The following is a 22,910-nucleotide window of genomic DNA, read 5'->3' as shown; positions in this document are numbered from 1 at the left end:
GGGCGTCACCTCCGCCAGGTGGTGGCCGCCTCCGTGGCCACCGCCCTGAACTGGCGCACCGTGTTGGTCCAGCGGTACTGGGCCGCGCGGTCGCGGGCGGACTTGCCCATGAGGGTGCGGCGGTGGGTGGACAGGGCAAGGGTGCACCAGGCCGCCGCGAAGGAGGACTCACCGCGCGCCAGCACACCCGTCTCGCCGTCGACCACGGAGTCGCGCAGCCCGGGCACGTCGAAGGCGATCGCCGGGGTCTCGCGCGCCGCCGCCTCCGTGACCACCAGCCCCCAGCCCTCCACGGCGGAGGGATGCAGCAGCAGCCACGCGGCGCACAGCAGTCGGTGCTTCTCGGCCTCCGAGACACGTCCGGCGAACTCCACACCGACGCCTGCAAGTTGGTGGAGTCTCTCCCGCTCGGGACCGTCGCCGACGATCACCAGCCGGCCGCCGGTGACCGGGCGGACCCGTTCCCACAGCCGCAGCAGCAGATCGATCCGCTTGTACTCGACCAGCCGTCCCATCGCCACGAACAGCGGCTCCGGCGAGCGCTCGGCGCGTGGGCCCGGCTCCTCGACCCCGTTGTGCACGACCCGGATGCGCTCCCGCTGCACCCCGATCGCGCGCAGCGCGTGGGCCGTCGACGGCGAGACGGCGACCAGCAGATTGCCGCGCTGCGCGCCCGCCAGTGCCCAGTGTTCGAGTCTTCGGCCGATCCGGGCGGCGGGCGCCAGCGGGCCGCCGAACCGCATCCGCCACAGGTCCGTGTGGACGTGGTTGACCAGGCACAGGGTGGGGCCGTGGTGCCAGAGCGGTGCCAGGTACGGCATGCCGTTGCAGACCTCGACCAGCAGGTCGCAGCCGCCGACCTGACGGTGGAAGGCGGAGCGGGCGCGCAGGAAGTGGCCCAGGTCGCCGCCCGCCGAGACGACCCGGTAGTCGTGGTAGGCGGCGGGCCCGCCGCACACCAGGGTGACCTGGTGGCCGAGCGAGGTCAGTCCCTCGGCGAGCCGGTCGACGAGGATCTCGGATCCGCCCGCGGACCGGTTTCCCAGGTCCCGGTGGGCGAGGAAGACGATGCGGCGCGGCTGTGGGGGAAGCGCCGGGAGGGACTGCGCGTCGCGCGGGACCGCGGCGCGCAGCGGGGAGGGCACGTGCTGGGGCATGGGTGCTCCAACTCGTCTCAGGGTGCGGAACTCAGCGTGGGGGGTGGGGCGTAGGGAGGGTCGGTCGCTTCGAGGGTGAAGCCGTCGATCCGGGAGGGTGAATTCGCCGATCTGATGGAGGGTGAATCTGCCGATCTGTGGGGGATGTGGGTGCCGGCTGTATCGGGAGTGTGGGCGGGCTGTGCTCGGGTGGGGGTGGATAGTTTTCGCCCGGCGCTGGGAAGCTGCTACTCACCGGGGTGACAAATTCCGGGCTTTGTGGAGCTGACGGCCCATCACATCATGAGTGGTGAAGGGGAGTTATCGGGCGAACCCGGATCCCGTCGCCCTCGTACCACCAAAACGCCCCCCGCGGCGGCGAGGACGAACCCGAGCACACCGGCACCTGTCGGCAACGTCTGCCCCAGCAGGAGCAGTTGACCGCTCTCCTTCTTCGCCTGCTTCACCTGGTCCTTCTGGGTGGCCGTGGTGAAGGCCAGCTTGTCGGCGTCCAGGAGCAGCGTCGAGTCGTACGTGGACCCCGGGGCGCGCAGCGTCCTGCGCGGACCGACCTGGGCGTAGAGCACCCGGCCGGTGCGCTGGTCGACGACCAGCTCGATGCCGTGGTTGGAGTACCACTCCTCGGCCAGCACCTGGGGGCGGCCGGGCTGGTCGACGATGCTGCCGGGCACCAGCCGGGTGCCGATCTTCGTCGGGGGGACCGTGCCGGTGAAGCGGTAACCCGTGTAGCCCTGGATCTTCTTGGTGCCCCGGTAGGCCAGCGTGATGGGTGCGCCCAGGGAGTTGTCCCACCAGCGGTACGCGTGTTTCTGCACGTCGAAGGGGAACTTGAGGTAGGCGTCGCCCTCGAAGCGCGGGTTCTCCTGGCAGCAGTGGACCGGCTGGTTGGTCTTCCGGTCGGTGACCCAGCGGTTCGGGAAGAACTCCAGCGCGTCGTACGGGTCGGCCGCGGGCAGCGACTTGTCCGTGTCGACCGTCGTCGTCACGTCCCAGACGGCGCGCCCGCTGTGCTCACTGTCGGCGACATCGCCTCTGACCTGCTGGGTGATGGTGATCCGCTTGTCGAACAGGGTCTGGATCTGGGCGGTGTCGAAATAGGCGCCCGTGCCGGTGTAGACGGCGGTCGTGTCGATGTCGACGGGGTTCACGGCGGCTCGCGGTTCCACGTACCACGCGAGCATCGGGGCCAGTACGAGCAGAAACGTGCCGAGGCCGAGCAGGACCAGTGCGAAGGGCGAGGGTTTCCGGCGCATCCGGGCACTCCAGGGGCGTGAGGAGGCTCGACGCACGAGTGATCACGGCTCACGGCTGATCACGGCCGGTCACGAGTGATGCGGGTGATACGGGGGGAACGCGGTGATACGGGTGCGTCGACACCAGGAGGGAAAGTGCACGTGCGGTATGGGCCGGGAACCGTACGGGCACCCTTGACGGGGTGTCAATGCATTGTCGAGACTGAGGACGTGCCGGACGGGACCGGCGAAACGGGCTGCGCGGATCACGGAACGGGTGGGGACGACCTCCGACAGAGAGGCTCACCCTGCGATGTCCAGACTGTTGGCCGCCGTACTCACCGTCGCTGCCGCCGCCGCGCTCGCCGTGGGTGCCGCACTCGGCATCGTCGCGCTGCTCGACGCGACCCCCGATCAGCCGAACACCCCCCTGATCACGTACGAACATGCCGACCAGGAGCACTGACCGTGCCGCGGAGCGCGCCGGAGGCGGCCCGGAAGGTGCAGGCCGGCCACGGGACCGTCGCCATACGCTCGGCCTGGCATGACGTCCCCCGTGCCCAGGTGCGGCAGTTCGCGGCGATCGCCCTCGCCGAGGCGCCGGATCTCGCCGAGGAGATCCTCCGGGAGATCCGCCACGAGTACCCGAACCTGCCCCTCGTCCTCGACGACTCCGGTGAGCCGATGGCCCTCGTAGGCATCCGCCGGGCCATCGAGGTCTTCGTGCAGCACCTGGAGACGGCGGAGGGCAGACCCCGCGTCCACCCCGAGGTCTTCCAGGAGTTCGGCCGCGGCGAGGGACTGCACGGCCGCAGCCTCGACTCACTGCAGGCGATCTACCGGCTGGGCGTCCGCCTCGCCTGGCGCCGGTTCGCGGAGATCGGGCAGCGGGTCGAGATCCCGCCACCGGCGATGTACGAGCTCGTCGACGCGGGATACGAGTACCTGGACGGTCTGGTGGACCAGTCCGTACGGGGTTACGCCGAGGCCGCGGCCCGGCAGGCGGGGGAGCGCCTCCGCCTCCAGCGCCGTCTGATGGAGCTGCTGCTCGCCGAGCACCACCACCGGGGCGACCCGGCCGAGGCGCTCGTCGAGCGGGCCGCGCGGATCGGCTGGCCGCTGCCGGACAAGGTCGCCGTCGGGGTGCTGCTGCGGCCGGCGCGGGAGGCCGTGGCGCCCGCCGTCGGGCAGGGGGTGCTGCTCGACATGGAGTACGAGCAGCCGCGGATGGTGGTTCCCGAGCCGGACGCCGCCGGGCGGCCGGAGCTGCTGCACCGGGCGCTGACCGGGTGGTCCGGGGCGATCGGACCGCCGGTGCCGCTGGCCGACGCGGCGAAGTCGCTGCGCTGGGCGGATGCGGCGGTACGACTGATGGAGCGGCGGCTGCTGCCCGCCGGGGAGGTGCTGCATTGCACCGAGCACACCGAGGCCCTGGTGCTCCTCCAGCCCGAGGAGCTGATCGACGACCTCGCCCTGCGCTGCCTGGCGCCGCTCGCGCACTGCGGGCCGACGCACGGGCGGCGTCTCGCGGAGACCTTGCTGGCATGGCTGGAGACGCGCGGCGGCGCGCCGGAGGTGGCCGCGCGGCTCGGTGTCCACCCCCAGACCGTGCGCTACCGCCTCCGCCAGATCAGGGAGCTGTGGGGTGACGAGATCGACGATCCGGACCGGCGGTTCGAGCTGGAGCTGGTCCTCCGCGCGCAGCGTCTCCGCGGTGAACTGGGTGATCCCCACCCCCGCCGCTGACCTCCCGTCGCGCGCGGCCGGCTCTGCCCGCACGCCGGTGCACTGTCACCCCCTGCACCTCACAGATACCCACCCATTGCCCGTGCAAGAGCACTATGAGTAGCCTGTGTTCGTCATGCCGATCGGCTGTTGAAATTTCGAACATAGGGAGGGGGCCGGTTGTGGGACGCCTCGTACCTGCCGTGACCCGAGCTCTCGACATACTCGAGCTCTTCCTCGACGGGGACGGGACGCTCTCCGCCCCCGACATCGTGCGCAAGCTCCGGCTTCCCCGGACGACGGTGCACGAGCTGGTCACCACGCTCGCCGCCCGCTCGTACATCGTGCAGGTTCCCGGCCAGCCGGGACGCTACCGCCTCGGGGTGCGCCCGTACCAGCTCGGGAGCAGGTACGCCGAGCAGCTGGACCTCGCCGCCGAGGGCCAGCAGGTCGCCCGGTCCGTCGCCGAGACCTGCGACGAGACCGTCCACGTGGCGATCCTGGAGGGCACGGACGTCATCTACATCGCGAAGGTCGACTCCACGCACGCCGTGCGCATGGTGTCCGCGGCGGGCCGGCGGCTGCCCGCCCACTGCACCTCCGTCGGCAAGATGCTGCTCGCCTCGCTCCCCGACGTCGAGCTGACCTCGCGTATCCCGGACAACGCGGACCTGGTCGCGATGACGCCGAACAGCATCACCGAGCCGGGCGCCCTGCGCGAGGCCCTCGCCGAGATCCGCCGCCGCGGCGTCGCCGTGGAGAGCCGTGAGTCGAACCCGGACGTCAGCTGTGTCGCCGCCCCGGTGCGCGACCGTACGGGCCAGGTCGTCGCCGCCCTCTCCATCTCCGTACCGATGATCCGCTGGAGCGACGAGCGCCGCCTGGAGCTGGAGCAGCTCGCCGCGAAGGGCGCCGTCGAGCTGTCCGAGCGGCTCGGCCACCGGAGCGTGGGGGGATGACCGGGGCGAGCGGCACCACGGGCGGCACGGCCTTCGACGTCGCGATCCGCGCCGAGGCGGCCCTCGGTGAGGGCCCGACCTGGGATCCGGACGCGCAGCGGCTCATCTGGGTGGACATCCTCGGTTCCCGGGTCCACACGTACGACCCCGTCTCCGGGCGCCGCACGGTCATGGTCACCGAGCAGCACGTGGGCGCCGCCAAGCCCCGCGCGGGCGGCGGCCTCGTCGTCAATCTCCGGGACGGCGTGGCGACGTACGGCGGCGCCGAGGGTTTCCGGTGGCTGCACCGCGACCCCGTCCCCGGCCGCCGCGCGAACGACGCCGCGGTCGCCCCGGACGGCTCGCTGCTCTTCGGCACCATGCGGTACGACGAGGCCCCGGGCGGTGGCACCCTGTCCCGGATCACCGCGGACGGCACGGTCACCCCGCTCCTCGACGACGTCGCCGTCAGCAACGGAACGGGCTGGAGCTCGGACGGCCGGCTGATGTACTACGTCGACTCCCCGACCCGCCGCGTCGACGTCTTCGATGTGGGTGACGGTCGACTCCCCCTCAACAGGCGTCCGTTGGCCGTGATCGAAGAGGGCGCGGGCTGGCCCGACGGGCTCACCGTCGACGCCGAGGGTTGCGTCTGGGTGGCCCTCTGGGACGGCGGAGCGGTCCGCCGCTACACACCGGACGGCGAGCTGGACCGGGTCGTGGAACTCCCCGTCCCGCGCCCCACCGCCTGCGCCTTCGGCGGCGCGGACCTGACCGACCTGTACATCACCACGGCGTGTACGGGCCTGGAGGCGCCGCATCCGCTCTCCGGCTCGGTGCTGGTCGTCCCCGGCGCGGGGAAGGGCCTGCCGCAGCCGCCGTTCGCCGGCTGACGGTTTTCCCCTCGCAGGTCCCCGTCTTTCTCCTCGTAGGTCCCCGTCCGGTTGTCTCGACCACCGGACGGGGACCTTCGATTTTTGTGCAAACCATTGACGAGAAAGCGCTTCCTATCTACGGTCCCGTTCGAAGTTACGAGCGATCAACGAAATTTCGAACAGTGAATCTCGAACAGTGAGGGCAGGGCATGGGACGACCTGACCTGAACGACGGGTATCCGAACCGTGGAAACCTGAACCGCAGGAACGTTTTGGCGGCGCTCGGCGGCCTGACCGTCGCCGGCAGCCTCGGCTTCGCCGCGCTCGGCACCGGCGCGGACGCGCTCGCCTCCAGCGCGCGCACCCGGGTCCGTTACTGGAACCTCTTTCAGGGCGGCGACGGCACCAACCAGGTCGCGATGGTGGACGCCTTCCGCAAGGAACATCCGGACATCGCGGTCAAGGACTCCACCCTGACCTGGGGCGGCCCCTACTACACCAAGCTCGCCATGGCCGCGGCCGGCAACCGCGCACCGGACCTCGCCGTCATGCACCAGGGCCGCGTCCCCGGGTTCGCGCCCGGCCGCCTTCTGGACCCCTGGGACATCGACCTTCTGGCCAAGTACGGCGTGCGGGAGACCGACTTCAACCCCGTGCTGTGGAAGCGCGGCGTCGTCGGCGGCAAGCTCTACGCGCTGCCCCTGGACATCCACGTCCAGCTCTGCTTCTACCGCAAGGACGTCTGCAAGAAGGCCGGGCTCCTCGACGCCGACGGCCGGCTGCCGGCCGCCGGCTCCACCGACGAGTGGTTCGGCATCCTCAAGGCGGCCAAGAAGCAGCTGAAGAACGGGCAGCAGACCCTCGGCCTGCACGCCAGCGACCAGAACTTCGCCTGGTGGTTCTTCGTCGCCTTCTACCAGCAGCTCGGCGGTGGCTACTTCAACGACGACCAGACCGACGTCACCTTCGACACCGACAAGGCCACCGAGGTCCTGGAGTTCTTCCGCAAGCACGTGACCGACGGCTACGTCACCGTCGGCGAGGCCGACGGCGAGGCCTTCCTCGCCGGGTCACCGTTCACCTGGGAGGGCAACTGGTCGGTGCCGTACTTCAACGGCGAGAAGCTCGACTTCGGCGCCCAGCCGCTGCCCCCGGTGTTCGGGAAACCGGCCACCCACGCCGAGTCGCACTCCTTCATCCTGCCCCACCAGTCCGGCCGCGGCGGCGCCGCCGACGAGGGCGCCTACCGGCTCGCCGCCTACATGGTCACCCACGCCACCACCTGGGCCATCGGCGGCCACGTCCCCGCCTATCTGCCCACCTTCAAGGACCCCGCGTACCTCAAGCTCAGCCCGCAGAACGAGTACTCCAGGCCCGCCATGGAGCACCCGGCCACCGAACCGCACATCTGGTTCGCCGGCTCCACCGGCGTCCTCGCGCAGCGCGTCGGCCCCATCGTCGCCTCCTCCAACCTCGGCTCCGCGAAGCCGGCCGCGGCCGCCCGCCGTATGAAGTCCACCCTGGGGCAACTGCTCGCCATGAAGAACCCCATGGACGGCAGGACGGCCGCCCAGGAGCTGAAGGGAGCAGGCGCATGAGCAGCGCCACGAGCACGGTCGCCGCCGCCACCCTGCGCCCCCGCGCGACCACCGCCGCCGACTCCGCCCGCGTCCGCTGGGGCCGTCGCTTCCAGCACGGCGGCTGGTTCGTCGCCCCGTTCTTCGTCCTGTACGGGCTCTTCGTGCTGCTGCCGGTCGTCCGCGGCCTCTACCTCAGTCTCACCGACGCCAACATCTCCGGCGACCACACCAATTTCGTCGGCCTCGACAACTACCGCGAGGCCTTCAAGGACGACCTGGTGTGGAACTCGCTGTGGCACAGCGTCCAGTTCACCCTGTACGTCGTTCCGTGCATCGTCGTCGTGGCCCTGCTGATGGCGCTGATCGCCCACCACACCGTGCACTTCAAGTGGCTGTGGCGGCTGTGCTTCTTCGCGCCGTTCCTGCTGCCCTCGGCCGTCATCGGCAACCTGTGGTGGTGGCTGTTCCAGCCCACCAACGGCATGGTCAACCACGTCCTCGGCCTCACCACCCCCTGGCTCACCCAGAAGTCCACGGCCCTGCTCGCCGTCGTCGTCGCGACCCTGTGGTGGACGGTCGGGTTCTCCTTCCTGCTCTTCCTCGCCGCTCTCCAGAACATCCCCCAACACCTCTACGAGGCAGCGGAGTTGGACGGGGCCAACGCCTTCCAACGCATGCTCCACATCACCGTGCCGAACCTGCGCAACATCACCGGCCTCGTCATCGCGCTGCAGATCCTGGCCTCGCTCCAGGTCTTCGACCAGGCGGTGGTCATGTACCAGTTCGGCCCGGGGCCGGAGGAATCGACCCGCACCTTCGTCCAGTACACCCTCGAACAGGGCTTCACCAGCTACCGCGTGGGCTACGCCTCCGCGATCTCCTTCGTCCTGTTCCTCATCATCGCGGCCGTCGCCCTCGGGCGGATGTGGCTGCTCCGCAGCCGAGAGGAGGGCATCTCCCGATGACCACGCCGTCTCCCACCCTCCGTAAACCCCGCAGCACCTGGACGCCCGCGCAGATCGCCCTGACGGTCGTCGCCCTCGCCCTGTCGGTGATCTGGATGGCGCCGCTGGCGTGGGCCCTGTCCACGTCGCTCAAGACCCCGGCGGAATCGGTGGCCTCGCCGCACTGGATCCCCAAGGACTTCACCCTCGACTCCTGGCGGAAGGTCTTCGAGGCCGGCAACATCCCCAACTGGTTCGTCAACTCGCTGGTCGTGTCGGTCTGCGTCACCTTCATCGTGCTGCTGGTCGCCTCCCTCGCCGGATACGGCTTCGCCCGCACCGAGTTCCGCGGCAAGTCCGTCCTGATGGCCGTGACGATGGCGGGCCTGATGTTCTCCCCGGCGATCCTCGGCGTCCCGCTCTTCACCACCGTGCAGTCGCTCGGCATGGTCGACACCTACTGGGGCATGATCCTGCCGCAGTGCGCCCCCGCCGCGATGGTCTACATCCTCTACAAGTTCTTCCAGTCGCTGCCCCGCGAGCTGGAGGAGGCGGCGTTCATCGACGGCGCGGGCCGCTGGCGGATCTTCTTCACCCTCGTCCTGCCGCTCTCGAAGCCCTCGCTGTCGGCCGTCGGGATCTTCACCTTCATCGCCTCGTGGAACAACTTCCTGTGGCCCTACATGGTGACCAACAACCCCGACCTGATGACCATGCCGAACGGCATCGCCACCGTGCAGAACGCCTTCGGCATCGTCTGGCCGCAGCTCATGGCGGGCGGCCTGATCGCGGGACTTCCGCTGATCGTCGTGTTCGTCTTCTTCCAGAGCCAGATCGTGCGGGGCGTGGCCCACACGGGTCTGGCCGGCCAGTAACGGGCATGACAGGCACAACAGCCATGAGGAGAGAGTGAGTTGAAGCGCCTCGGACTCGCCGCGCTGCTCGCCGCGGCCACCATCGCCCTGCTCCCGTCCACCGCGTCGGCCGACGTCACCTACCCCGACCCCCTCCCGCTCACCGGCCGGCAGATCATCCACGACCCCACGGTCACCCACCTCAGGAACGGCCGCTACGTCGCCTACTCCACCGGCGGAGTCATCGGCGCGCGACTCTCCACCGACCTCCACCACTGGGACGACGCGGGCAACGCCTTCACCACGCCGCCGAGTTGGTGGTACGACTACAACTCCACCGCCGACCCCTGGGCCCCCGACCTCTCCTACCGGGACGGCCGGTACTGGCTCTACTACGCCGTCTCCTCCTGGGGCACCAACCACTCGGCGATCGGCGTGGCCACGTCGAAGACGGGCATGCCCGGCACCTGGACCGACCACGGTCCGGCCTTCACCTCCCGGACCACCGACGCCTGGAACGCCATCGACCCGGCGGTGATCCGGGCCGACGGCAAGCTGTGGATGGCGTTCGGCTCGTACTGGACGGGCATCCGCATGGTCGAACTGGACCCCGGCACCGGCAAGGCGATCGCCGACACACCCGTGGAGCACCTGGCCACCCGCCCGGACGCCCCGTACGCGGTCGAGGGCCCGTACATCGTCGAACACGGCCGCTACTACTACCTCTTCGCCTCCTACGACGCCTGCTGCGCGGGCGTGAACTCCACCTACAAGATCCGGGTGGGCAGGTCGACGTCGGTGACCGGCCCCTACGCGGACGGCACGGGCAAGCCGATGCTGGAGGGCGGCGGCGACCTCCTCCTGGCCGGACACGGCAGGTACATCGGCACCGGTGGTGAGTCGGTCTTCCACGACCGAGGCCAGGACTGGCTGGCGTACCACTACTACGACGCCGATGACTCGGGCACGCCCAAGCTGGGGCTGAACAGGCTCAGCTGGACGAAAGACGGCTGGCCAAGCGTCCTTTAGGGGCGCGGGGCTGCATCCATGTGCGGCTCCGCCGCGTGGGCGCGACCAGCCACAGCAAACCCGCACTCGCCCACGCAACACAAGCCACCCCCCACCAATGGCGCACTCGAAAGGAAATCATGCGTACCGCCCGCTTCGCCCTGGACCCCGCCTTCACCATCGGTGAGGTCAACCCCCGCCTCTTCGGCTCCTTCGTCGAACACCTCGGCCGCTGCGTCTACACCGGCATCTACGAACCCGAGCACCCCTCCGCGGACGCCGAAGGCCTCCGCACCGACGTACTGGAACTGGTCCGCGAACTGGGCGTCACCACCATCCGCTACCCCGGCGGCAACTTCGTCTCCGCCTACAACTGGGAGGACGGCGTGGGCCCCGCGGAGGAACGGCCCCGCCGCCTCGACCTAGCCTGGCGCTCCACCGAGACCAACCGCTTCGGCCTGTCCGAGTACATCGCCTTCCTGAGGAAGATCGGCCCCCAGGCCGAGCCGATGATGGCGATCAACCTCGGCACGCGCGGGGTCGCCGAGGCCCTGGAGCTCCAGGAGTACGCCAACCACCCGGGTGGGACGGCCCGTTCGGACCTGCGGGTGGCGCACGGCGACAAGGAGCCCTTCGGCATCGGCCTGTGGTGTCTGGGCAACGAGATGGACGGGCCCTGGCAGACCGGCCACAAGACGGCGGAGGAGTACGGCCGTCTCGCCGCCGAGACCGCCCGCGCGATGCGCCAGATCGAGCCGGACCTCGAACTCGTCGCGTGCGGATCGTCGGGGCAGAGCATGGAGACGTTCGCCGCGTGGGAGGCGACGGTGCTGGCGGAGACGTACGACCTCGTCGACTACATCTCCCTGCACGCCTACTACGAGGAGACCGACGGCGACCGCGACTCCTTCCTCGCCTCCGCCGTCGACACCGAGTCCTTCATCGAGAACGTGGTGGCGACCTGCGACCACGTGGGCGCCCGGCTGAAGTCGAAGAAGAAGATCAACCTCTCCTTCGACGAGTGGAACGTCTGGTACCAGAGCCGGCCGAACCCGCATCCGGTCGAGGACTGGCAGGAGGCCCCGCGCATCCTGGAGGACGTCTACAGCGTCACGGACGCGGTCGTCTTCGGCTCCCTGCTGATCGCGCTGCTGCGGCACGCGGACCGGGTGACCGTCGCCTGTCTCGCCCAGCTCGTCAACGTCATCGCGCCGATCATGACCGAGCCGGGCGGCGCGGCCTGGCGGCAGACGACGTTCTTCCCGTTCGCGCAGGCGGCGAAGTACGGGCGCGGGGAGGTCCTCGACGTCCGCGCGGTGTCGCCGACGTACGAGACGAAGAAGTACGGGGAGGTCGACCTGCTGCACGCCACCGCCGTGCGTGCCGAGGACGGCTCGGTCACCGTCTTCGCGGTCAACCGCAGCCAGACCGAGCCGCTGCCGCTCGAAGTCGCCCTGAACCGGCTGGGGTCGACGACGGTCGTCGAGCACAGCGCGGTCGCCGACGCGGACCCCGACGCCCGCAACACCCTTCAGGACCAGGAACGGGTCACCCCGCACCCCGTCGAGGGCACCACCCTCCAGGACGACGGCACCCTGACCGCCGTCCTGGAGCCGCTGTCCTGGAACGTGATCCGGCTCAGCTAGCGCGCGCGTGTGCGCGGCCGGGGGAGTCCACCGGTGTCACCGGTACCCCTCCGGCCGCGCTGCCCATCAGCGTCAGCTTCACCTCGCCGGGACCGGCCGGGGTGGTGCCGTCGGACAGGACGGCGAGGGCCAGGGTGTTGGCGCCCCGGGTGCGCAGGACGCCGTTGGGCAGGACGAAGGTGTGCTGGGGGCCGACATCGTTGATGTACTGGCCCATGTTCCAGCCGTTCAGGAAGATCTGGACGCGGTAGGCGCGGGCCGGGTCGTCGGTGAGGGTGAGCCCGATCGAGGCGTCCACGCCCGGGTCGATCGCGAGCCGGAACCCGGTGCGGTACCAGGCGACTCCCTGCCCGCGCGTCGCCCGCGGGAAGTCCACGGCCTTCCAGCCGCCGTCGGCGAACCCCGGCAGATGCCAGCCCTGCCGTTCCCCGTACAGCCCGCCATGGTTGAGCGGTCCCCGCACCGGGTCGGGCGCCGCCTCGCCCTGGATCCGCCAGGTGACGGTCGGGCTCGCCCCCGTGAACGTCACCGCCGTGAGGCCCCGTGCGGCCTTGTGCGTGTCCTTCGCCGCGCCGTCCATGTCGTGCTGCATCCGGCGTACGAGGACGGAGAGGACGTGCGGTCCGCTCGCGTACCGCACGGGGAAGGTGGCCGTGGCGGACCAAGTGCCCTTCCGCACAGTCGACTTGTCCGGCACCGGCATCCGGTGAGCGCCGAGCGGTTTCCCGTCCAGCCACGCCATCAGCAGCCCCTGTGTGCCCGTGACGTACGAGAGGGACAGCGAGCCGGCGGCGCCTGCGTCCGTGAAGCGCCCCCGGTACCAGACGTCTCCGTAGTGGAAGCCGTAGTCGTCGGCGAAGAGGACGGGCTGCCCGGCCGGTACGGGGGTGGTGCTGTACGAGGAGGTCCTGTCCGCGACCTTCCAGGCGGAGTCGTCGAACCCGGCGTCCGACTCGGGGTTCTCGGTGTGGAATCGCCAATTGTCCAGCGCGGGCAGGTGGACCGCCGCGACCCCCGGCAGCCGCTGCTCGGCCCGCAGACTCCCGGAGGTGGTCGTCCGGGCCTTCAACCTGTCCTGGTTCCACACCACTTCACTCATCCCGCGCGGCCCCCACACCTCGAGGTCGGCCGCCTCGACGGTGTCCCCGGTGAGATGGACGGTCGTGTCGCGCAGGGCGGCGGTGCGCAGGAGCGCCGGGCCGTACGCGAGCACGGGCCCCGACGGGGTCTCGTGGCGCCACAGTCGTACGGACGTCTCGTCGTCGGCGAGCAACAGGAGGAAGGGGGCGTCCGTGCCGCCGCCCTCCACCAACACCCGGGTCAGACCGTCGAGTTCGGCGCCGACGCGCAGTGCGCCGGACGTGTACGCGAGGTCGGCCTTCCCCTCCAGCACGGTGACCGTGGGCTTGCTCGCGCACTCGACGGCCGTCTGTGTCGCCTCCCCCCTGCGCCCCGTGAACACGGCGACGTCCTGCCGTCCGGCGGTGAGCCACAGCATCGGCTGGGCGCTGGAGTACCTCAACGTCCGCCGCCCGAGCGGGAGACCGGTGGCGAGCAGCCGGGCGTCGAGGCCGGGGACCGGTACCGGTAGCGGAACGTTCACTCCGGCGAGGGGGACAGTGGCGAGCACGTCGTCGGCCCGGTCGTTGCGCAGGATGTGGAAGTGGGCCTTCGTGTCCGGGTTGACCAGGTGGTACGCCGTGATCCCGGCGGCCTCCCCCGACGCGCCGCCCTTCGCGCCGACCTGGATGTCGGCCGCCCGGTCCAGCTTGGCGAGGTCGGGCACGGAGTGCAGGAGCTGCCCGAGCTGGTGCATGGGGACCAGCTTGGGGGTGGGTCTGCGGGCCTCGTCGAGGGCGGCGCCGTAGTCGTACGAGGTGTAGACGACCGGCGCGGGCAGCCAGCCCCAGGAGGTCCCCCCGAACGTCATGTAGACGTTGTGGACCTTGATGCCGTTGGCGAGGTTGGTGAGGTAGAAACGCCGCTCGTACGCCGCGTCACGGGTCCGCGCCGACTCCGCGTACCCCTTCCCGTCGAACTCCACCCCGCCCCACGGATCGAACCAGCCGCCCCCGAACTCGGCCAGCAGCCCCGGGGTCTCGGGACTCGCCGTCGAGCCGCCCTTCGTACCGCCGATGCCGTAGTAGCCCCAGTCGGGCGGCGGTGCGAAGGGCGAGGGGTAGCCGTCGAAGCCGTACAGATAGCGGCCGCTCTCGCCGCCCGTGTCGAACGTTCCCGGAGCCCAGTAGCCGTTGCGCCCCTTGTCGTTGTGGAAGAGCGGCACGTCGATGCCGTCGGCGCGGACCTTGGCGTAGAGGTGGGCCATGTAGTCGCGCCCGCGGGGGCTGGTGACGTTGTTCGCGTACTCGTTCTCCAGCTGGTAGAGGACGATCGTGCCGCCGCCGTGGGTGTAGAGGTGCCGGACCGCGATCCGGTTCACGGCGGTCAGCCACTCGTCGACGTACGACAGATAGGTCGGGTCGGAGGTGCGGGCGGTACCCCGGGTGGCGGTCAGCCAGCCGGGGAAGCCGCCCGCGTCGACCTCGGCGTTGATGTACGGGCCGGGCCGCAGGATCACGTACAGGCCGGTCTCGGCGGCCGTGCGCAGGAACAGGTCGAGGTCGCGGACGCCGGTGAAGTCGTACCGTCCGGGCGCGGGGGAGTGGTAGTTCCAGGAGACGTAGACGCTGATGGTGTTGTAGCCGTGGGCCCGCAGCTTCTCCAGGACGTCCCGCCAGAGGGAGGGGCTCGGCAGCCGGAAGGGGTGGACCTCGCCGGACCACAGGACGACCCGGCTGCCGTCGACCAGCATCGAGTACTTGTCGAAACCCACGGTGTGGCGAGTGCCGTCGGCGCCGGGCGGCTCCGGTGCCGGGCCGGTGGGGGTGCTCGCGCGGGCGAAGGCGCCGTCGCTCCCGCTGAGCGTCAGTCCGAGCGCGGTGGTGCCGGCGAGTGCGCTGAAGGTACGTCTGCTCAACACCATGCGGGGCCTTTCGGGGACAGCGGTGGGCGTCCCCTCCCCTGCTCGAGCGAACCCGAGAACTTGGGGGAGGGTGCGGCCATTGTCCACAGCGGTGCGTCTTCCCACGGCCGCATGAGGGGCTCGGCGCGCGTGGATTACGCGGTACGGCCGGTACGGGCGGGGCGGGTGGGTCAGGAGGGCTTGGCCGCCGAGAGGGCGGTGACTGTCACCTTGTCGTCGCACTCGGCGATGACACCGTCCGTCAGCGCGACCTGGTGCGCCCCGGCACCCGGGACGCCCACCACCAGCGTCGGGTAGCTGGCGGGTGTGGCTCCGGACTTGCAGTAGCCGTCGGCCTCACCCTGGACCTGCACGAACGTCAGCTTCGTCCACGCCTTCCCGCCCGCCGTGACCTTCACCCTGGACGCGCCCCCGGTCGTGGTCACCGTGAGCGGACGGTTCTTCTCGGGGGAACCGTTGCCCGCCCCCGCCACGGTCGGATACCCCTGGACGGTGCACGCCTTGCCGGACACGTTGGTGATCTCGACGATCGCCGCGCCGGTCCCGGTACCGTCCGGCCGCACCGTGGCCTGGTACATGGACACCTTGAGATCCGGCAGGCCGCAGGCCTTCGCACCGGTGGACGGCGTCGCGGTGTGCGCCGGAGAGCCGGACGTGGCGGATGCGGCGGGGGTGGAGGGTGCGGAGGGTGTGGAGGGGGAAGCGGAGGTGGAGGTGGAGGTGGAGTTGGACGCCGCCGGCTTGACCGGAGCGCCCGACGGCGAAGAGCCCGCCCCCGCCGGGCTCCCGCCCGGCTGACACGCGGTCATGAGCAGGGTGGCCGCCGACGCGGTCACCATGGCCGTCGCGACTCTGCGGATACCGATGCCGTACATGAAGTCCCCCGAAGTGGTTCAGGCGCCGGTCTCTCACCGACACTCGTCGCTTCAGAGCGCGTCATCGGCTTCCGGGGTTCACCTGCCGGGCTGTCTGTGACATGACGGTGACACAGCAGATCGCACTGTGCATTTCGGGACACCTCGATCGCCGACGGCCCGCATGTTCGATCAAGGCCCGCATCTTTGATCAATGGTCCGCATGTTCGGTCAATCGAGTGGCGGTCGGGGAGCCGCCCACAGGAGGTCGCGGGTCAGTTCGAGCACGCTCGGTGTGCCGGTCAGGCTCATGGCCTCGACGAGTTCGTCGGTGAGGTCGTCGATCAGGCGGGTCACACCGGCGGCGCCGCGGACGGTCAGCGCCCACAGGACGGGCCGGCCGATGAACACGGCCCGGGCACCGAGGGCGAGGGCGGCGAGGATGTGGGTGCCGCGGCGCAGTCCGCCGTCGGCGTAGACCTCGGCACCGGTGCCCGCTACCGCGTCGACGACCTCCGGCAGGGCCCAGGCGGTGGGCACCAGCCCGTCCAGTTGCCGTCCACCGTGGTTCGAGACGATGAGGCCGGACGCTCCCGCGGCCACCAGTTCCCGGGCGTCGTCGCCGCGCAGCACGCCCTTGACGACGATGGGGAGGCCGCGGGCCCGTTCACGCAGCCAGCCGATGACGTCGAGGGTCAGATCGGGTGCGCGCTCGGCCGCCTCGGGCGAGGGAATCCCGGTGACGTTGCCGTACAGGTCCTCCGGTCCGATGAAGTCGTCGACCTGCGTGCCACGTTTGCCCCGCGACCCGTTGACCGGCGGCGTGTCGGCGGTCAGTACGACCGCCCGCGCCCCGGCGGCGAGGGCCCGCTCCAGCGTCTCGATGGTCAGCACGGGGTCCCGGGCCACGTACACCTGCACCCACCACGGTGCCCCGCTCGGTACCAGGTCCGCGAACGGCACCGCGGTGTTCGAGGTCACCGCCAGCAGCGAACCCGCCGCCGCGACGCCCCGCGCGGTGGCGGCCTCCCCGTCCGGGTGGGCCTTGCGCTGCAGGGTGCTGGGCGCGACGAGTACGGGGGTACGAACGGGCGTGCCGAGTACGGTCGTAGACGCGTCGCACGTCGAGACGTCCCGCAACAGCCGTGCCCGGAAACGGAACTGGTCCCAGGCCGAGGTCGCCTCCGCGACGCTCATGCCGCGACCGGCGCCGCGCCGGAAGTACGCGTAGACGTCCTCCGGCAGCACCTCGGCGGCCCGCTCCTGAAGACCGTCCATCCAGCGACCGATGTCTGTCACCTGACATCCCTTCGTCGTACGGTACGACGAAGCAAGGGTGCCCCAGGCACCCGCCTCGGCGGTCTAATTCGCTCGACACCGAGGGGCGGGACGGCGATGCTGCACCCCTATGACGCGAACCGATACGCCCACCGCCTGGGACGAACGCACCCAACTGACCACCTTCCTCGACTACGCCCGAGCCACCGCCCGCGCCAAGTGCGAGGGAGTCTCGCCGGAGGGCGCGCGGCAGGCCCCGCTCCCCGGATCCCCGCTGATGACGCTGTGTGGGCTGATCAGCCACCTGCGCTGGGTCGAGCACTACTGGTTCCACGTAATGTTCCTCGGTGAGGAGGACGACGGGCCGATCGCGGCCGCGACGGAGGAGGATCCCGATCCGGAGATGCGGATCGCCGTCGACGTGCCGTTGCCCCAACTCCTCGACGAGTACGAGGAGCAGAGCGCCCGGTACCGTCTTCTGGTCGCCGAGCACGACCTGGACACCAGGGCCAAGCGTCCCTTCCGCGACGGCCGATACATGGACCTCCGCTGGATCGTGCTCCATCTGATCGAGGAGACCGCTCGGCACAACGGCCACCTGGACATCGTCCGGGAACTGGTCGACGGCGAGAAGGGAGCCTGAAGCCATGGGCGAGTCGGCGGGGCTGCACCCGACCATCCGCACCCTCACCTTCGACTGCAGCGGCGATCCGTACGAGCTCGGCCTGTTCTGGAGCGAGTTGCTCGGCCGTCCGCTGGACGACGACGACAAGCCGGGTGACCCGGAGGCGGTGCTGCGTGACCCGTCCGGTGGTCCGATGCTGCTTTTCGTGCGCGTCCCCGAGGGCAAGTCGGCCAAGAACCGCATCCACTTCGACCTCCAGCCGCAGGGCCGCACCCGCGCCCAGGAGGTCGCCCGCGCCCTCTCCCTCGGCGCCCGCCAGATCGCCGACCACACCCGCCCGGACGGCGGCGGCTGGGTCACCCTCACCGACCCGGAGGGCAACGAATTCTGCGTGGAGCGCGGCGAGTTGGGCTGAGCGCGCGCCGGTGCTACGCGCGCGTCACCCCGTTCGACAGCGCTAGGCGCGCGTCACCCCGTTCAATGGCACCCGACGTGCCTCCACCCTCCGCCGCGTGATGCGCCACGCCCCGTCACGTCGCACCACGACGTCCTCGTACGACACCGATCCGCACCGGCCGTCCGCCATGACCCCCAGTCCTTTGGACCGCACCCGCGCGCGGCCGTCTCCGAGGTCGTCGGTGATGACGATGTTGGTGACGTGATGGGCGACGGGGTTCGCGGCGCCGAGGACGAGGGCCGCTTCCCGGATCGCCGCGATCCCGACCAACTCGCCCTGTCCGAAGGCGGACACGTCGTAGACGACGTCCTCGGTGAACAGTTCCGTCAGTTCGTCGAGGCGTCCGTCGTCGAAGAGATGGCCGTGCAGGGAAACCAACTCGGTGATGGCCAGGCGGTCTTCGGTGGCGAGTGTCATGGCGGGGCCTTCCATGTGCGTACGTCGCGTGTGGCATGAGACCGGACACTCCTACGGCGGCGCGGTGATCTCCCAGGCGGGCAACCACGAGAACGTGTGCACACTCGTGTACGTCGCGGCGTTCGCACCTGACAAGGGCGAGTCCGTGAACACCCTCATCGCCGACCCGCCGCCCGGAGTTCCCGTCCCGCCGATCCTGCCCCCGAACGACGGGTTCCTCTTCCTCGACCGGGAGAAGTTCGCCGTGTCCTTCGCCGGTGACCTGAGCTGCTGCTGGCTCGCCATCAGGCGGCGATGCGCGCGGTGGCGATGAGCCTGCTCGGCTACGGCCCCGACGCGGAGGACGTGGTGCAGGACGCCGCACTGACCGCGCTGCGACGCATCGGGGACGTACGGGATCCCGCGGCCGTGGGAGCCTGGCTGCGGGCGGTCGTGCGCAACGCCGCCCGCATGCGGCCGCGTGTCGCCCGGGAGACGCCCGGACTGGAGCACGCGATGCGGGACTGGATCTGGGACGCGGTGGAGGAGCTGCCCGAGCAGTTGCGGCTGGTGCTGATGCTGCGGCACTTCAGCGGCATCACCTCGTACCAGGAGATCGCCGCCGCCTGTGAGATACCGGTGGGCACGGTGCGCAGCCGGCTCAACCAGGCCAGGGCGAAGCCGGCCCAGGTGCTGTTGTCGACCGCCGCCCAGGCGCACGACGACGCTTCCGTTCTCACCGAGGGCAGCAGGCAGGAGGCCCTGGAGACCCTGCACGGTGTCGCGCGTGGCAACCTGCCCCGGGAGACAGCCGAGCTGTGGCCGGCCGAGACCGAGCTGGTCGGTGCGCTCGGCCGAACAGGGGAACGCACCCACCCCTTCCCGGCCATGCGGCAGAACCAGGAATCCGGGGTGCGCCAGCACCTGCGCCATGTGGTGGCCGGCCGGGACATCACCATCTGGGAGATGGACGTCATCAATCCCGTCGGCGCCGTCAGCCCCTGCCCGCCGACCCTCGCCTGGCTCATGTTCCGGCGGGACAGAGGAGTTCAACGACTACGGGTGGTCTTCCCCGAACCTCCGCGGTGAGCGTTGTTCCGGCGGGGACGGCCGTGACGATCAAGGTCTTGGCTGCTTGGGCCGCCTCAGGGTCTGGCAGGCGTGCCGAGGTCCGTGGTGGGGCGAGATCTGGCCGACGAGTTCCCGGAAGCAGATCAGGGCGGTGATGGGTGGGATTCCGACGACGACCATCGCCAGCAGGGAGCGCGGGGACTGGCCGACGCAGAGGGCGACCGCCGTGGCGGAGGCGATCAGCATCACGGACCAGGACCGTCTGGCGCTCCGGTGCTGAACGGATGCCCGAAGAATGGACAGACCCGCCACGAGCCACGGTCCGTACACCATCAGCGGCCACCATCGCGCCAACTTTGCCGAAACGACCAGAAGTGAAATGCCACGCAGTTGGTTGTATGAATAAGAGACGGACCATCCCAGCATCATCACTGCGGATACAATGATCATTACGACCAGGAAAACAACCGTGATGATCCTGTGTTTAGCTGCAATGGCGTGGAATCCCGGCCGGGGCCTGCGCCGGTTGACCGGGCGGCGCGGCAGGGCGTGGCTGTGCGGCGGGGCCGGAGCGGCGGGCGTCACGCTCGACGTCGTGTACAGCATCTGCGCCAGCTCTTCGTCCGGATCCCACGCGTCCGGTTCGATCGCGGGCTCGGGGACGTGCCAGAAGTGTTGCGTCCCGAGCGGATCGGCGCCGGTGAACGGGGGGTTCAGCGGATCGTAGGCGGTGGCTCGCGGATCGAGCTGAATGTCGCGGAGGGTGGGATCGTCCTGAGTCCAGTCCATCTGTCTGCGGCTCCTTTGCGCCCTGGCTCAGCGGGATCCATCTGCGGTGTGTCCGTCCCACGTGGCCCGCAGGTATTCGCTCTCCATGCGGGTCATGGCCTTGAGGAACTCCTCGAGCAGGTCCGCGCAGTGCTCCAGGCGTGCCCTCCCGTCGGCGGTATCGAGCCAGTCGTTTGCGTGCATATCTTTTGTCGTCACGGCTGAATAACGAGCACCATAGGGCGTAAGGCATTCGGTCATTCAGGGGAATGTGCGTCCATAGATCCACAGATCAATTGAGATGATCGTGGTGTTATCGAGGCGAGGGCCCCGCCGGCTTCCGGCGGGGCCCGTTGTGGGGATCCGTGGGGCGGACGTCAGCGCGTTGCCGCTCGCCTCGCGCCACCCACTGCGCCTCAACCTGCTCGTCGTCCGTCGGGGGCAGCTGGTTCCTGAACAACGTCCGCGCATACGCCTCCGTCTGCAACAACCCCGGAATCAACCGGCACTCATAGGTATGGAGAGTGTTCGCGGTCGTCTCCCACCTCGCCCACTGCCGAAACCACGCCGCCAACCCCGGTTGCCTCGCCGGATGCCCCGCCGCCTTCCGTAACGCCCCGGTGTCGCCCAGCACCTCCTCCGCCCGCTCGACGAACGTCGGATCCGGCATCCTCCGCCCCTTCTCCACCCGTCCCCACCGCACCATCGACCCCCATGGGTCACCTCCCGCAGCCCACGGTCGCGACCAGTGACCGGTGCGCTCCAGTCCGTCACCGCCCACGCTCCCGCAGCGTACGCGGCGCCGACCTGGTGAAGTGGCCGTGATCACCGCCAGATTGGGCCCATGACCGCACCACCCACCCCCCCAACACCCGGTTACCGTACGTGTGTTCACGCAGCGAGCCGAGCCGGCCGCCAACGCCGTCACGCACGGGCGTGTACCCGGCAGGGACTTCGAGCTGCGGCTGTCGCTCGTCACGGGCAGCGTCCGGGTCGAGGCCATCGACACGCGCAGTGGGCCGCGTCCGCCGGGACCCGGTGCCGTACCGGCCGCCCGTCCTCTCGACGAAGGCGGGCGGGGCCTCGTACTCGGCGAGGCACTCGCCAACCGGTGGGAGGTGCTGGACCGGGAGCCGCCCGGCAAGACCGTCCGCGCCGAGGTCGACCTGCCGGGGTGGCTGTCCCTGGTCAGGAGGTCGAGCGGGTCGCCTTCCCGATCGACGACAGCACCGCTTCCGGATCCCCGCCCGGAGCCACCGACCTGCCGATCTCTGTCCTGATCGACGCCACCACCTGGGACCAGTTGGTCTCGGAGAGGGGGTAGAGCTCCATGTTGTCCAGGGCGTCCAGGCCGTTCCAGAGCTTGCTGTACTGCTTGTCCTCGCGCATGGCGGCGCTCGCCGCGGTGGTGACAGGCAGGAGCTGGTACTCGGCGGCCTGCTGGGTGACGTACTTGTCACCGTAGAGGAAGTCGAGGAACTCGCCCGTCGCCTCGCGATGGCCGGCCGAGCGGAAGGCGATCGTCCAGTCGGCCGTGCCCATGGTCGGCACGGTCCGGCCGGTACGGCTCGGGAGCGCGACGGTGCCGTAGGGGACGCTCAGGGTCGAGTCCTCGATCTGGCGCATCAGCGAGAGCGGGGCGTTGACCATGGCCGCCTTGCCGTCCATGAAGGCCTGGAGGGCGGCGCCGCGGTTGAGCTTGCCGGGGAGGGTCGGGCCCGTGAGACCTTCGGCGACGAGGGAGGAGCGCAGCCACTTCAGTGTGGAGACGTTCTCCTTCGAGGTGAGGGCGTAGCTGCCGCTGTTGTCGGTGTAGCCGCCGCCCCCGGCCAGCAGCCAGGTCAGGGTCTCCGCCTCCGCCTCCTCCGGGCCGAGGGGCAGCGCGATCGGGTACGTCACGCCCATGGCCTTCAACACGCGGGCGTCCGCGAGGAGTTGCTGCCAGGTGGTGGGGGGCTTCAGGCCCGCCCGGGAGAAGAGGTCCTTGTTGTAGTAGAGGAGGCGGGTGCTCGCCGTGAACGGCAGGCCGTACTGGACGCGGCGCACCTGCCCGGCCTCCGCGAGGCTCGGTACGAAGCTGCCCTGGGCGGAGATCGACAGCAGCTCGTCCGCGCGGTAGAGCATGCCCTTGGCCGCGTACTCGGCGTAGCTGTCGGTCTGCACGACGTCCGGCGCCCTGCCCTGCTGGACGAGTGCGGCGACCTTCGCGTCGACCTCGTCGGCCGGGTAGACCTTCGTCTCCACCCGGATGTCGGGATGGGCGGCCTGGAAGGCGAGGCCGACGCGGTCCCAGAAGCCGATGGAGTTCTTGTGGACGCTGTCGCCGTAGTTCGTGGCGACGACGGTGAGGGTCGTGGTCTTCGCCCCCGACCCGGAGTCCGTGCCGCAGCCGCTCACGCCCACCGTGAGGCCCAGCGCGGCCGTCATCGTCATCATGATCCGGGCTCTGCGACGCACGGCACCCACCCCTCCTGGACGAAGAGCGTTGATCGTAGGCCGGGAGGGGCGGTGGCCACAGG

General features: G+C 70.2%; 22 protein-coding genes and 3 pseudogenes. 15 read left to right on the top strand and 10 right to left on the bottom strand.

Going from position 1 to position 22,910, the window contains the following annotated elements; all coding sequences use genetic code 11:
• Positions 1-5: 5 nt before the first annotated feature.
• Positions 6-1,157 (bottom strand): glycosyltransferase family 4 protein, encoded by a 1,152-nt coding sequence (locus tag AAFF41_RS16895; RefSeq protein WP_343324155.1) that lies wholly within the window; start codon positions 1,155-1,157, stop codon positions 6-8.
• A gap of 275 nt (positions 1,158-1,432) precedes the next feature.
• On the bottom strand, positions 1,433-2,410 hold the full coding sequence (gene pgfA, locus AAFF41_RS16890; RefSeq protein ID WP_319743984.1) for a cell envelope lipid trafficking protein PgfA: 978 nt from the start codon (positions 2,408-2,410) through the stop codon (positions 1,433-1,435).
• Positions 2,411-2,702: 292 nt separating this feature from the next.
• Here pgfA and AAFF41_RS16885 point away from each other — a divergent pair, with 292 nt between their 5' ends.
• The 9 genes from AAFF41_RS16885 (at position 2,703) to arfA (ending at position 11,959) form a co-directional block, all read left to right on the top strand.
• The gene (locus AAFF41_RS16885; RefSeq protein WP_167552120.1) at positions 2,703-2,855 is read left to right on the top strand and encodes a hypothetical protein; all 153 of its coding nucleotides are present in this window, start codon (positions 2,703-2,705) and stop codon (positions 2,853-2,855) included.
• Between the two features lie 35 nt (positions 2,856-2,890).
• Positions 2,891-4,135 carry a PucR-like N-terminal domain-containing protein gene (locus AAFF41_RS16880; RefSeq protein WP_075026883.1) on the top strand — a complete coding sequence of 415 codons (1,245 nt, stop codon included), beginning with the start codon at positions 2,891-2,893 and terminating at the stop codon, positions 4,133-4,135.
• Positions 4,136-4,296: 161 nt separating this feature from the next.
• Positions 4,297-5,073 (top strand): IclR family transcriptional regulator, encoded by a 777-nt coding sequence (locus AAFF41_RS16875; protein WP_343324154.1) that lies wholly within the window; start codon positions 4,297-4,299, stop codon positions 5,071-5,073.
• Positions 5,070-5,945: an SMP-30/gluconolactonase/LRE family protein gene (locus AAFF41_RS16870; protein ID WP_319743980.1), complete on the top strand. Its 876-nt coding sequence runs from the start codon at positions 5,070-5,072 to the stop codon at positions 5,943-5,945. Before AAFF41_RS16875 ends, AAFF41_RS16870 begins: the two co-directional genes overlap by 4 nt.
• Before the next feature lie 191 nt (positions 5,946-6,136).
• Complete coding sequence (locus tag AAFF41_RS16865; protein WP_319743978.1) at positions 6,137-7,525, top strand: extracellular solute-binding protein; 1,389 nt, start codon at positions 6,137-6,139, stop codon at positions 7,523-7,525.
• On the top strand, positions 7,522-8,472 hold the full coding sequence (locus AAFF41_RS16860; RefSeq protein ID WP_319743976.1) for a carbohydrate ABC transporter permease: 951 nt from the start codon (positions 7,522-7,524) through the stop codon (positions 8,470-8,472). Before AAFF41_RS16865 ends, AAFF41_RS16860 begins: the two co-directional genes overlap by 4 nt.
• A complete protein-coding gene (locus AAFF41_RS16855; protein ID WP_054233582.1) occupies positions 8,469-9,326 on the top strand; it encodes a carbohydrate ABC transporter permease in 858 nt (285 codons plus the stop codon). The genes AAFF41_RS16860 and AAFF41_RS16855 overlap by 4 nt, the downstream gene beginning before the upstream one ends.
• A 39-nt stretch (positions 9,327-9,365) precedes the next feature.
• The gene (locus AAFF41_RS16850) at positions 9,366-10,334 is read left to right on the top strand and encodes an arabinan endo-1,5-alpha-L-arabinosidase (protein ID WP_319743974.1); all 969 of its coding nucleotides are present in this window, start codon (positions 9,366-9,368) and stop codon (positions 10,332-10,334) included.
• 119 nt (positions 10,335-10,453) lie between these two features.
• Entirely contained in the window at positions 10,454-11,959 is a 1,506-nt protein-coding gene (gene arfA / locus AAFF41_RS16845) for an arabinosylfuranosidase ArfA (RefSeq protein WP_343324153.1), read from the top strand.
• On the opposite strand, the gene AAFF41_RS16840 is transcribed toward arfA, so the two are convergent.
• Positions 11,952-14,942 (bottom strand): beta-galactosidase, encoded by a 2,991-nt coding sequence (locus AAFF41_RS16840; RefSeq protein WP_319743970.1) that lies wholly within the window; start codon positions 14,940-14,942, stop codon positions 11,952-11,954. The two genes, arfA and AAFF41_RS16840, sit on opposite strands and share 8 nt — an antisense overlap.
• A 170-nt stretch (positions 14,943-15,112) precedes the next feature.
• Positions 15,113-15,520: a DUF4232 domain-containing protein gene (locus tag AAFF41_RS16835; RefSeq protein ID WP_319743968.1), complete on the bottom strand. Its 408-nt coding sequence runs from the start codon at positions 15,518-15,520 to the stop codon at positions 15,113-15,115.
• On the opposite strand from AAFF41_RS16835, the gene AAFF41_RS16830 reads away from it, so the two are divergent.
• Positions 15,519-15,740, top strand: coding sequence for a hypothetical protein (locus tag AAFF41_RS16830; protein WP_319743966.1), 222 nt, complete (start codon positions 15,519-15,521; stop codon positions 15,738-15,740). The genes AAFF41_RS16835 and AAFF41_RS16830 overlap by 2 nt on opposite strands.
• A 287-nt stretch (positions 15,741-16,027) precedes the next feature.
• Here the strand turns inward: AAFF41_RS16830 and AAFF41_RS16825 are convergent, their stop codons facing one another.
• Positions 16,028-17,095 (bottom strand): alpha-hydroxy acid oxidase, encoded by a 1,068-nt coding sequence (locus AAFF41_RS16825; RefSeq protein ID WP_217565766.1) that lies wholly within the window; start codon positions 17,093-17,095, stop codon positions 16,028-16,030.
• A 109-nt stretch (positions 17,096-17,204) separates the two neighbouring features.
• Here AAFF41_RS16825 and AAFF41_RS16820 point away from each other — a divergent pair, with 109 nt between their 5' ends.
• Complete coding sequence (locus AAFF41_RS16820) at positions 17,205-17,717, top strand: DinB family protein (protein WP_190168715.1); 513 nt, start codon at positions 17,205-17,207, stop codon at positions 17,715-17,717.
• 4 nt (positions 17,718-17,721) lie between these two features.
• Complete coding sequence (locus AAFF41_RS16815) at positions 17,722-18,114, top strand: VOC family protein (protein WP_319743965.1); 393 nt, start codon at positions 17,722-17,724, stop codon at positions 18,112-18,114.
• Positions 18,115-18,156: 42 nt separating this feature from the next.
• Here AAFF41_RS16815 and AAFF41_RS16810 read toward each other — a convergent pair whose 3' ends face one another.
• On the bottom strand, positions 18,157-18,573 hold the full coding sequence (locus AAFF41_RS16810; RefSeq protein WP_319743963.1) for a nuclear transport factor 2 family protein: 417 nt from the start codon (positions 18,571-18,573) through the stop codon (positions 18,157-18,159).
• Between the two features lie 43 nt (positions 18,574-18,616).
• On the opposite strand from AAFF41_RS16810, the pseudogene AAFF41_RS16805 reads away from it, so the two are divergent.
• Positions 18,617-18,838, top strand: a pseudogene (locus AAFF41_RS16805) (alpha/beta hydrolase); the annotation flags it as partial.
• Positions 18,839-18,867: 29 nt separating this feature from the next.
• Positions 18,868-19,641 (top strand): RNA polymerase sigma factor, encoded by a 774-nt coding sequence (locus AAFF41_RS16800; protein ID WP_343324152.1) that lies wholly within the window; start codon positions 18,868-18,870, stop codon positions 19,639-19,641.
• Positions 19,642-19,671: 30 nt separating this feature from the next.
• Here AAFF41_RS16800 and AAFF41_RS16795 read toward each other — a convergent pair whose 3' ends face one another.
• The 3 genes and pseudogenes from AAFF41_RS16795 to AAFF41_RS16785 all read right to left on the bottom strand — a co-directional run.
• The gene (locus AAFF41_RS16795) at positions 19,672-20,412 is read right to left on the bottom strand and encodes a DUF2637 domain-containing protein (RefSeq protein WP_319743958.1); all 741 of its coding nucleotides are present in this window, start codon (positions 20,410-20,412) and stop codon (positions 19,672-19,674) included.
• Positions 20,413-20,439: 27 nt separating this feature from the next.
• Positions 20,440-20,595: a hypothetical protein gene (locus AAFF41_RS16790; protein ID WP_159055304.1), complete on the bottom strand. Its 156-nt coding sequence runs from the start codon at positions 20,593-20,595 to the stop codon at positions 20,440-20,442.
• Positions 20,596-20,704: 109 nt separating this feature from the next.
• A pseudogene (locus AAFF41_RS16785) lies at positions 20,705-21,079 on the bottom strand (Scr1 family TA system antitoxin-like transcriptional regulator); the annotation flags it as partial.
• A 214-nt stretch (positions 21,080-21,293) separates the two neighbouring features.
• On the opposite strand from AAFF41_RS16785, the pseudogene AAFF41_RS16780 reads away from it, so the two are divergent.
• Positions 21,294-21,671: pseudogene (locus tag AAFF41_RS16780) on the top strand (ATP-binding protein); the annotation flags it as partial.
• On the opposite strand, the gene AAFF41_RS16775 reads toward AAFF41_RS16780, so the two are convergent.
• Complete coding sequence (locus tag AAFF41_RS16775) at positions 21,580-22,848, bottom strand: ABC transporter substrate-binding protein (RefSeq protein WP_319743953.1); 1,269 nt, start codon at positions 22,846-22,848, stop codon at positions 21,580-21,582. The pseudogene AAFF41_RS16780 and the gene AAFF41_RS16775 overlap by 92 nt on opposite strands.
• Positions 22,849-22,910 lie beyond the last annotated feature (62 nt).

The organism is Streptomyces mirabilis (assembly GCF_039503195.1).
GTDB classification, from domain to species: domain Bacteria; phylum Actinomycetota; class Actinomycetes; order Streptomycetales; family Streptomycetaceae; genus Streptomyces; species Streptomyces mirabilis_D.
This window is presented reverse-complemented; position numbering and strand designations above follow the sequence as displayed.

Excerpts from the sequence above, each read along its gene's own strand:
- AAFF41_RS16835 (WP_319743968.1), bottom strand. The coding sequence starts at position 15,520 with ATGTACCAGGCCACGGTGCGGCCGGACGGTACCGGGACCGGCGCGGCG.
- AAFF41_RS16860 (WP_319743976.1), top strand. The coding sequence starts at position 7,522 with ATGAGCAGCGCCACGAGCACGGTCGCCGCCGCCACCCTGCGCCCCCGC.
- AAFF41_RS16820 (WP_190168715.1), top strand. The coding sequence starts at position 17,205 with ATGACGCGAACCGATACGCCCACCGCCTGGGACGAACGCACCCAACTG.
- AAFF41_RS16840 (WP_319743970.1), bottom strand. The coding sequence starts at position 14,942 with ATGGTGTTGAGCAGACGTACCTTCAGCGCACTCGCCGGCACCACCGCG.
- AAFF41_RS16870 (WP_319743980.1), top strand. The coding sequence starts at position 5,070 with ATGACCGGGGCGAGCGGCACCACGGGCGGCACGGCCTTCGACGTCGCG.
- AAFF41_RS16865 (WP_319743978.1), top strand. The coding sequence starts at position 6,137 with ATGGGACGACCTGACCTGAACGACGGGTATCCGAACCGTGGAAACCTG.
- pgfA (WP_319743984.1), bottom strand. The coding sequence starts at position 2,410 with ATGCGCCGGAAACCCTCGCCCTTCGCACTGGTCCTGCTCGGCCTCGGC.
- AAFF41_RS16885 (WP_167552120.1), top strand. The coding sequence starts at position 2,703 with ATGTCCAGACTGTTGGCCGCCGTACTCACCGTCGCTGCCGCCGCCGCG.
- AAFF41_RS16815 (WP_319743965.1), top strand. The coding sequence starts at position 17,722 with ATGGGCGAGTCGGCGGGGCTGCACCCGACCATCCGCACCCTCACCTTC.
- AAFF41_RS16855 (WP_054233582.1), top strand. The coding sequence starts at position 8,469 with ATGACCACGCCGTCTCCCACCCTCCGTAAACCCCGCAGCACCTGGACG.
- AAFF41_RS16810 (WP_319743963.1), bottom strand. The coding sequence starts at position 18,573 with ATGACACTCGCCACCGAAGACCGCCTGGCCATCACCGAGTTGGTTTCC.
- AAFF41_RS16800 (WP_343324152.1), top strand. The coding sequence starts at position 18,868 with ATGCGCGCGGTGGCGATGAGCCTGCTCGGCTACGGCCCCGACGCGGAG.
- arfA (WP_343324153.1), top strand. The coding sequence starts at position 10,454 with ATGCGTACCGCCCGCTTCGCCCTGGACCCCGCCTTCACCATCGGTGAG.
- AAFF41_RS16830 (WP_319743966.1), top strand. The coding sequence starts at position 15,519 with ATGGACACCTTGAGATCCGGCAGGCCGCAGGCCTTCGCACCGGTGGAC.
- AAFF41_RS16795 (WP_319743958.1), bottom strand. The coding sequence starts at position 20,412 with ATGGACTGGACTCAGGACGATCCCACCCTCCGCGACATTCAGCTCGAT.
- AAFF41_RS16895 (WP_343324155.1), bottom strand. The coding sequence starts at position 1,157 with ATGCCCCAGCACGTGCCCTCCCCGCTGCGCGCCGCGGTCCCGCGCGAC.
- AAFF41_RS16790 (WP_159055304.1), bottom strand. The coding sequence starts at position 20,595 with ATGCACGCAAACGACTGGCTCGATACCGCCGACGGGAGGGCACGCCTG.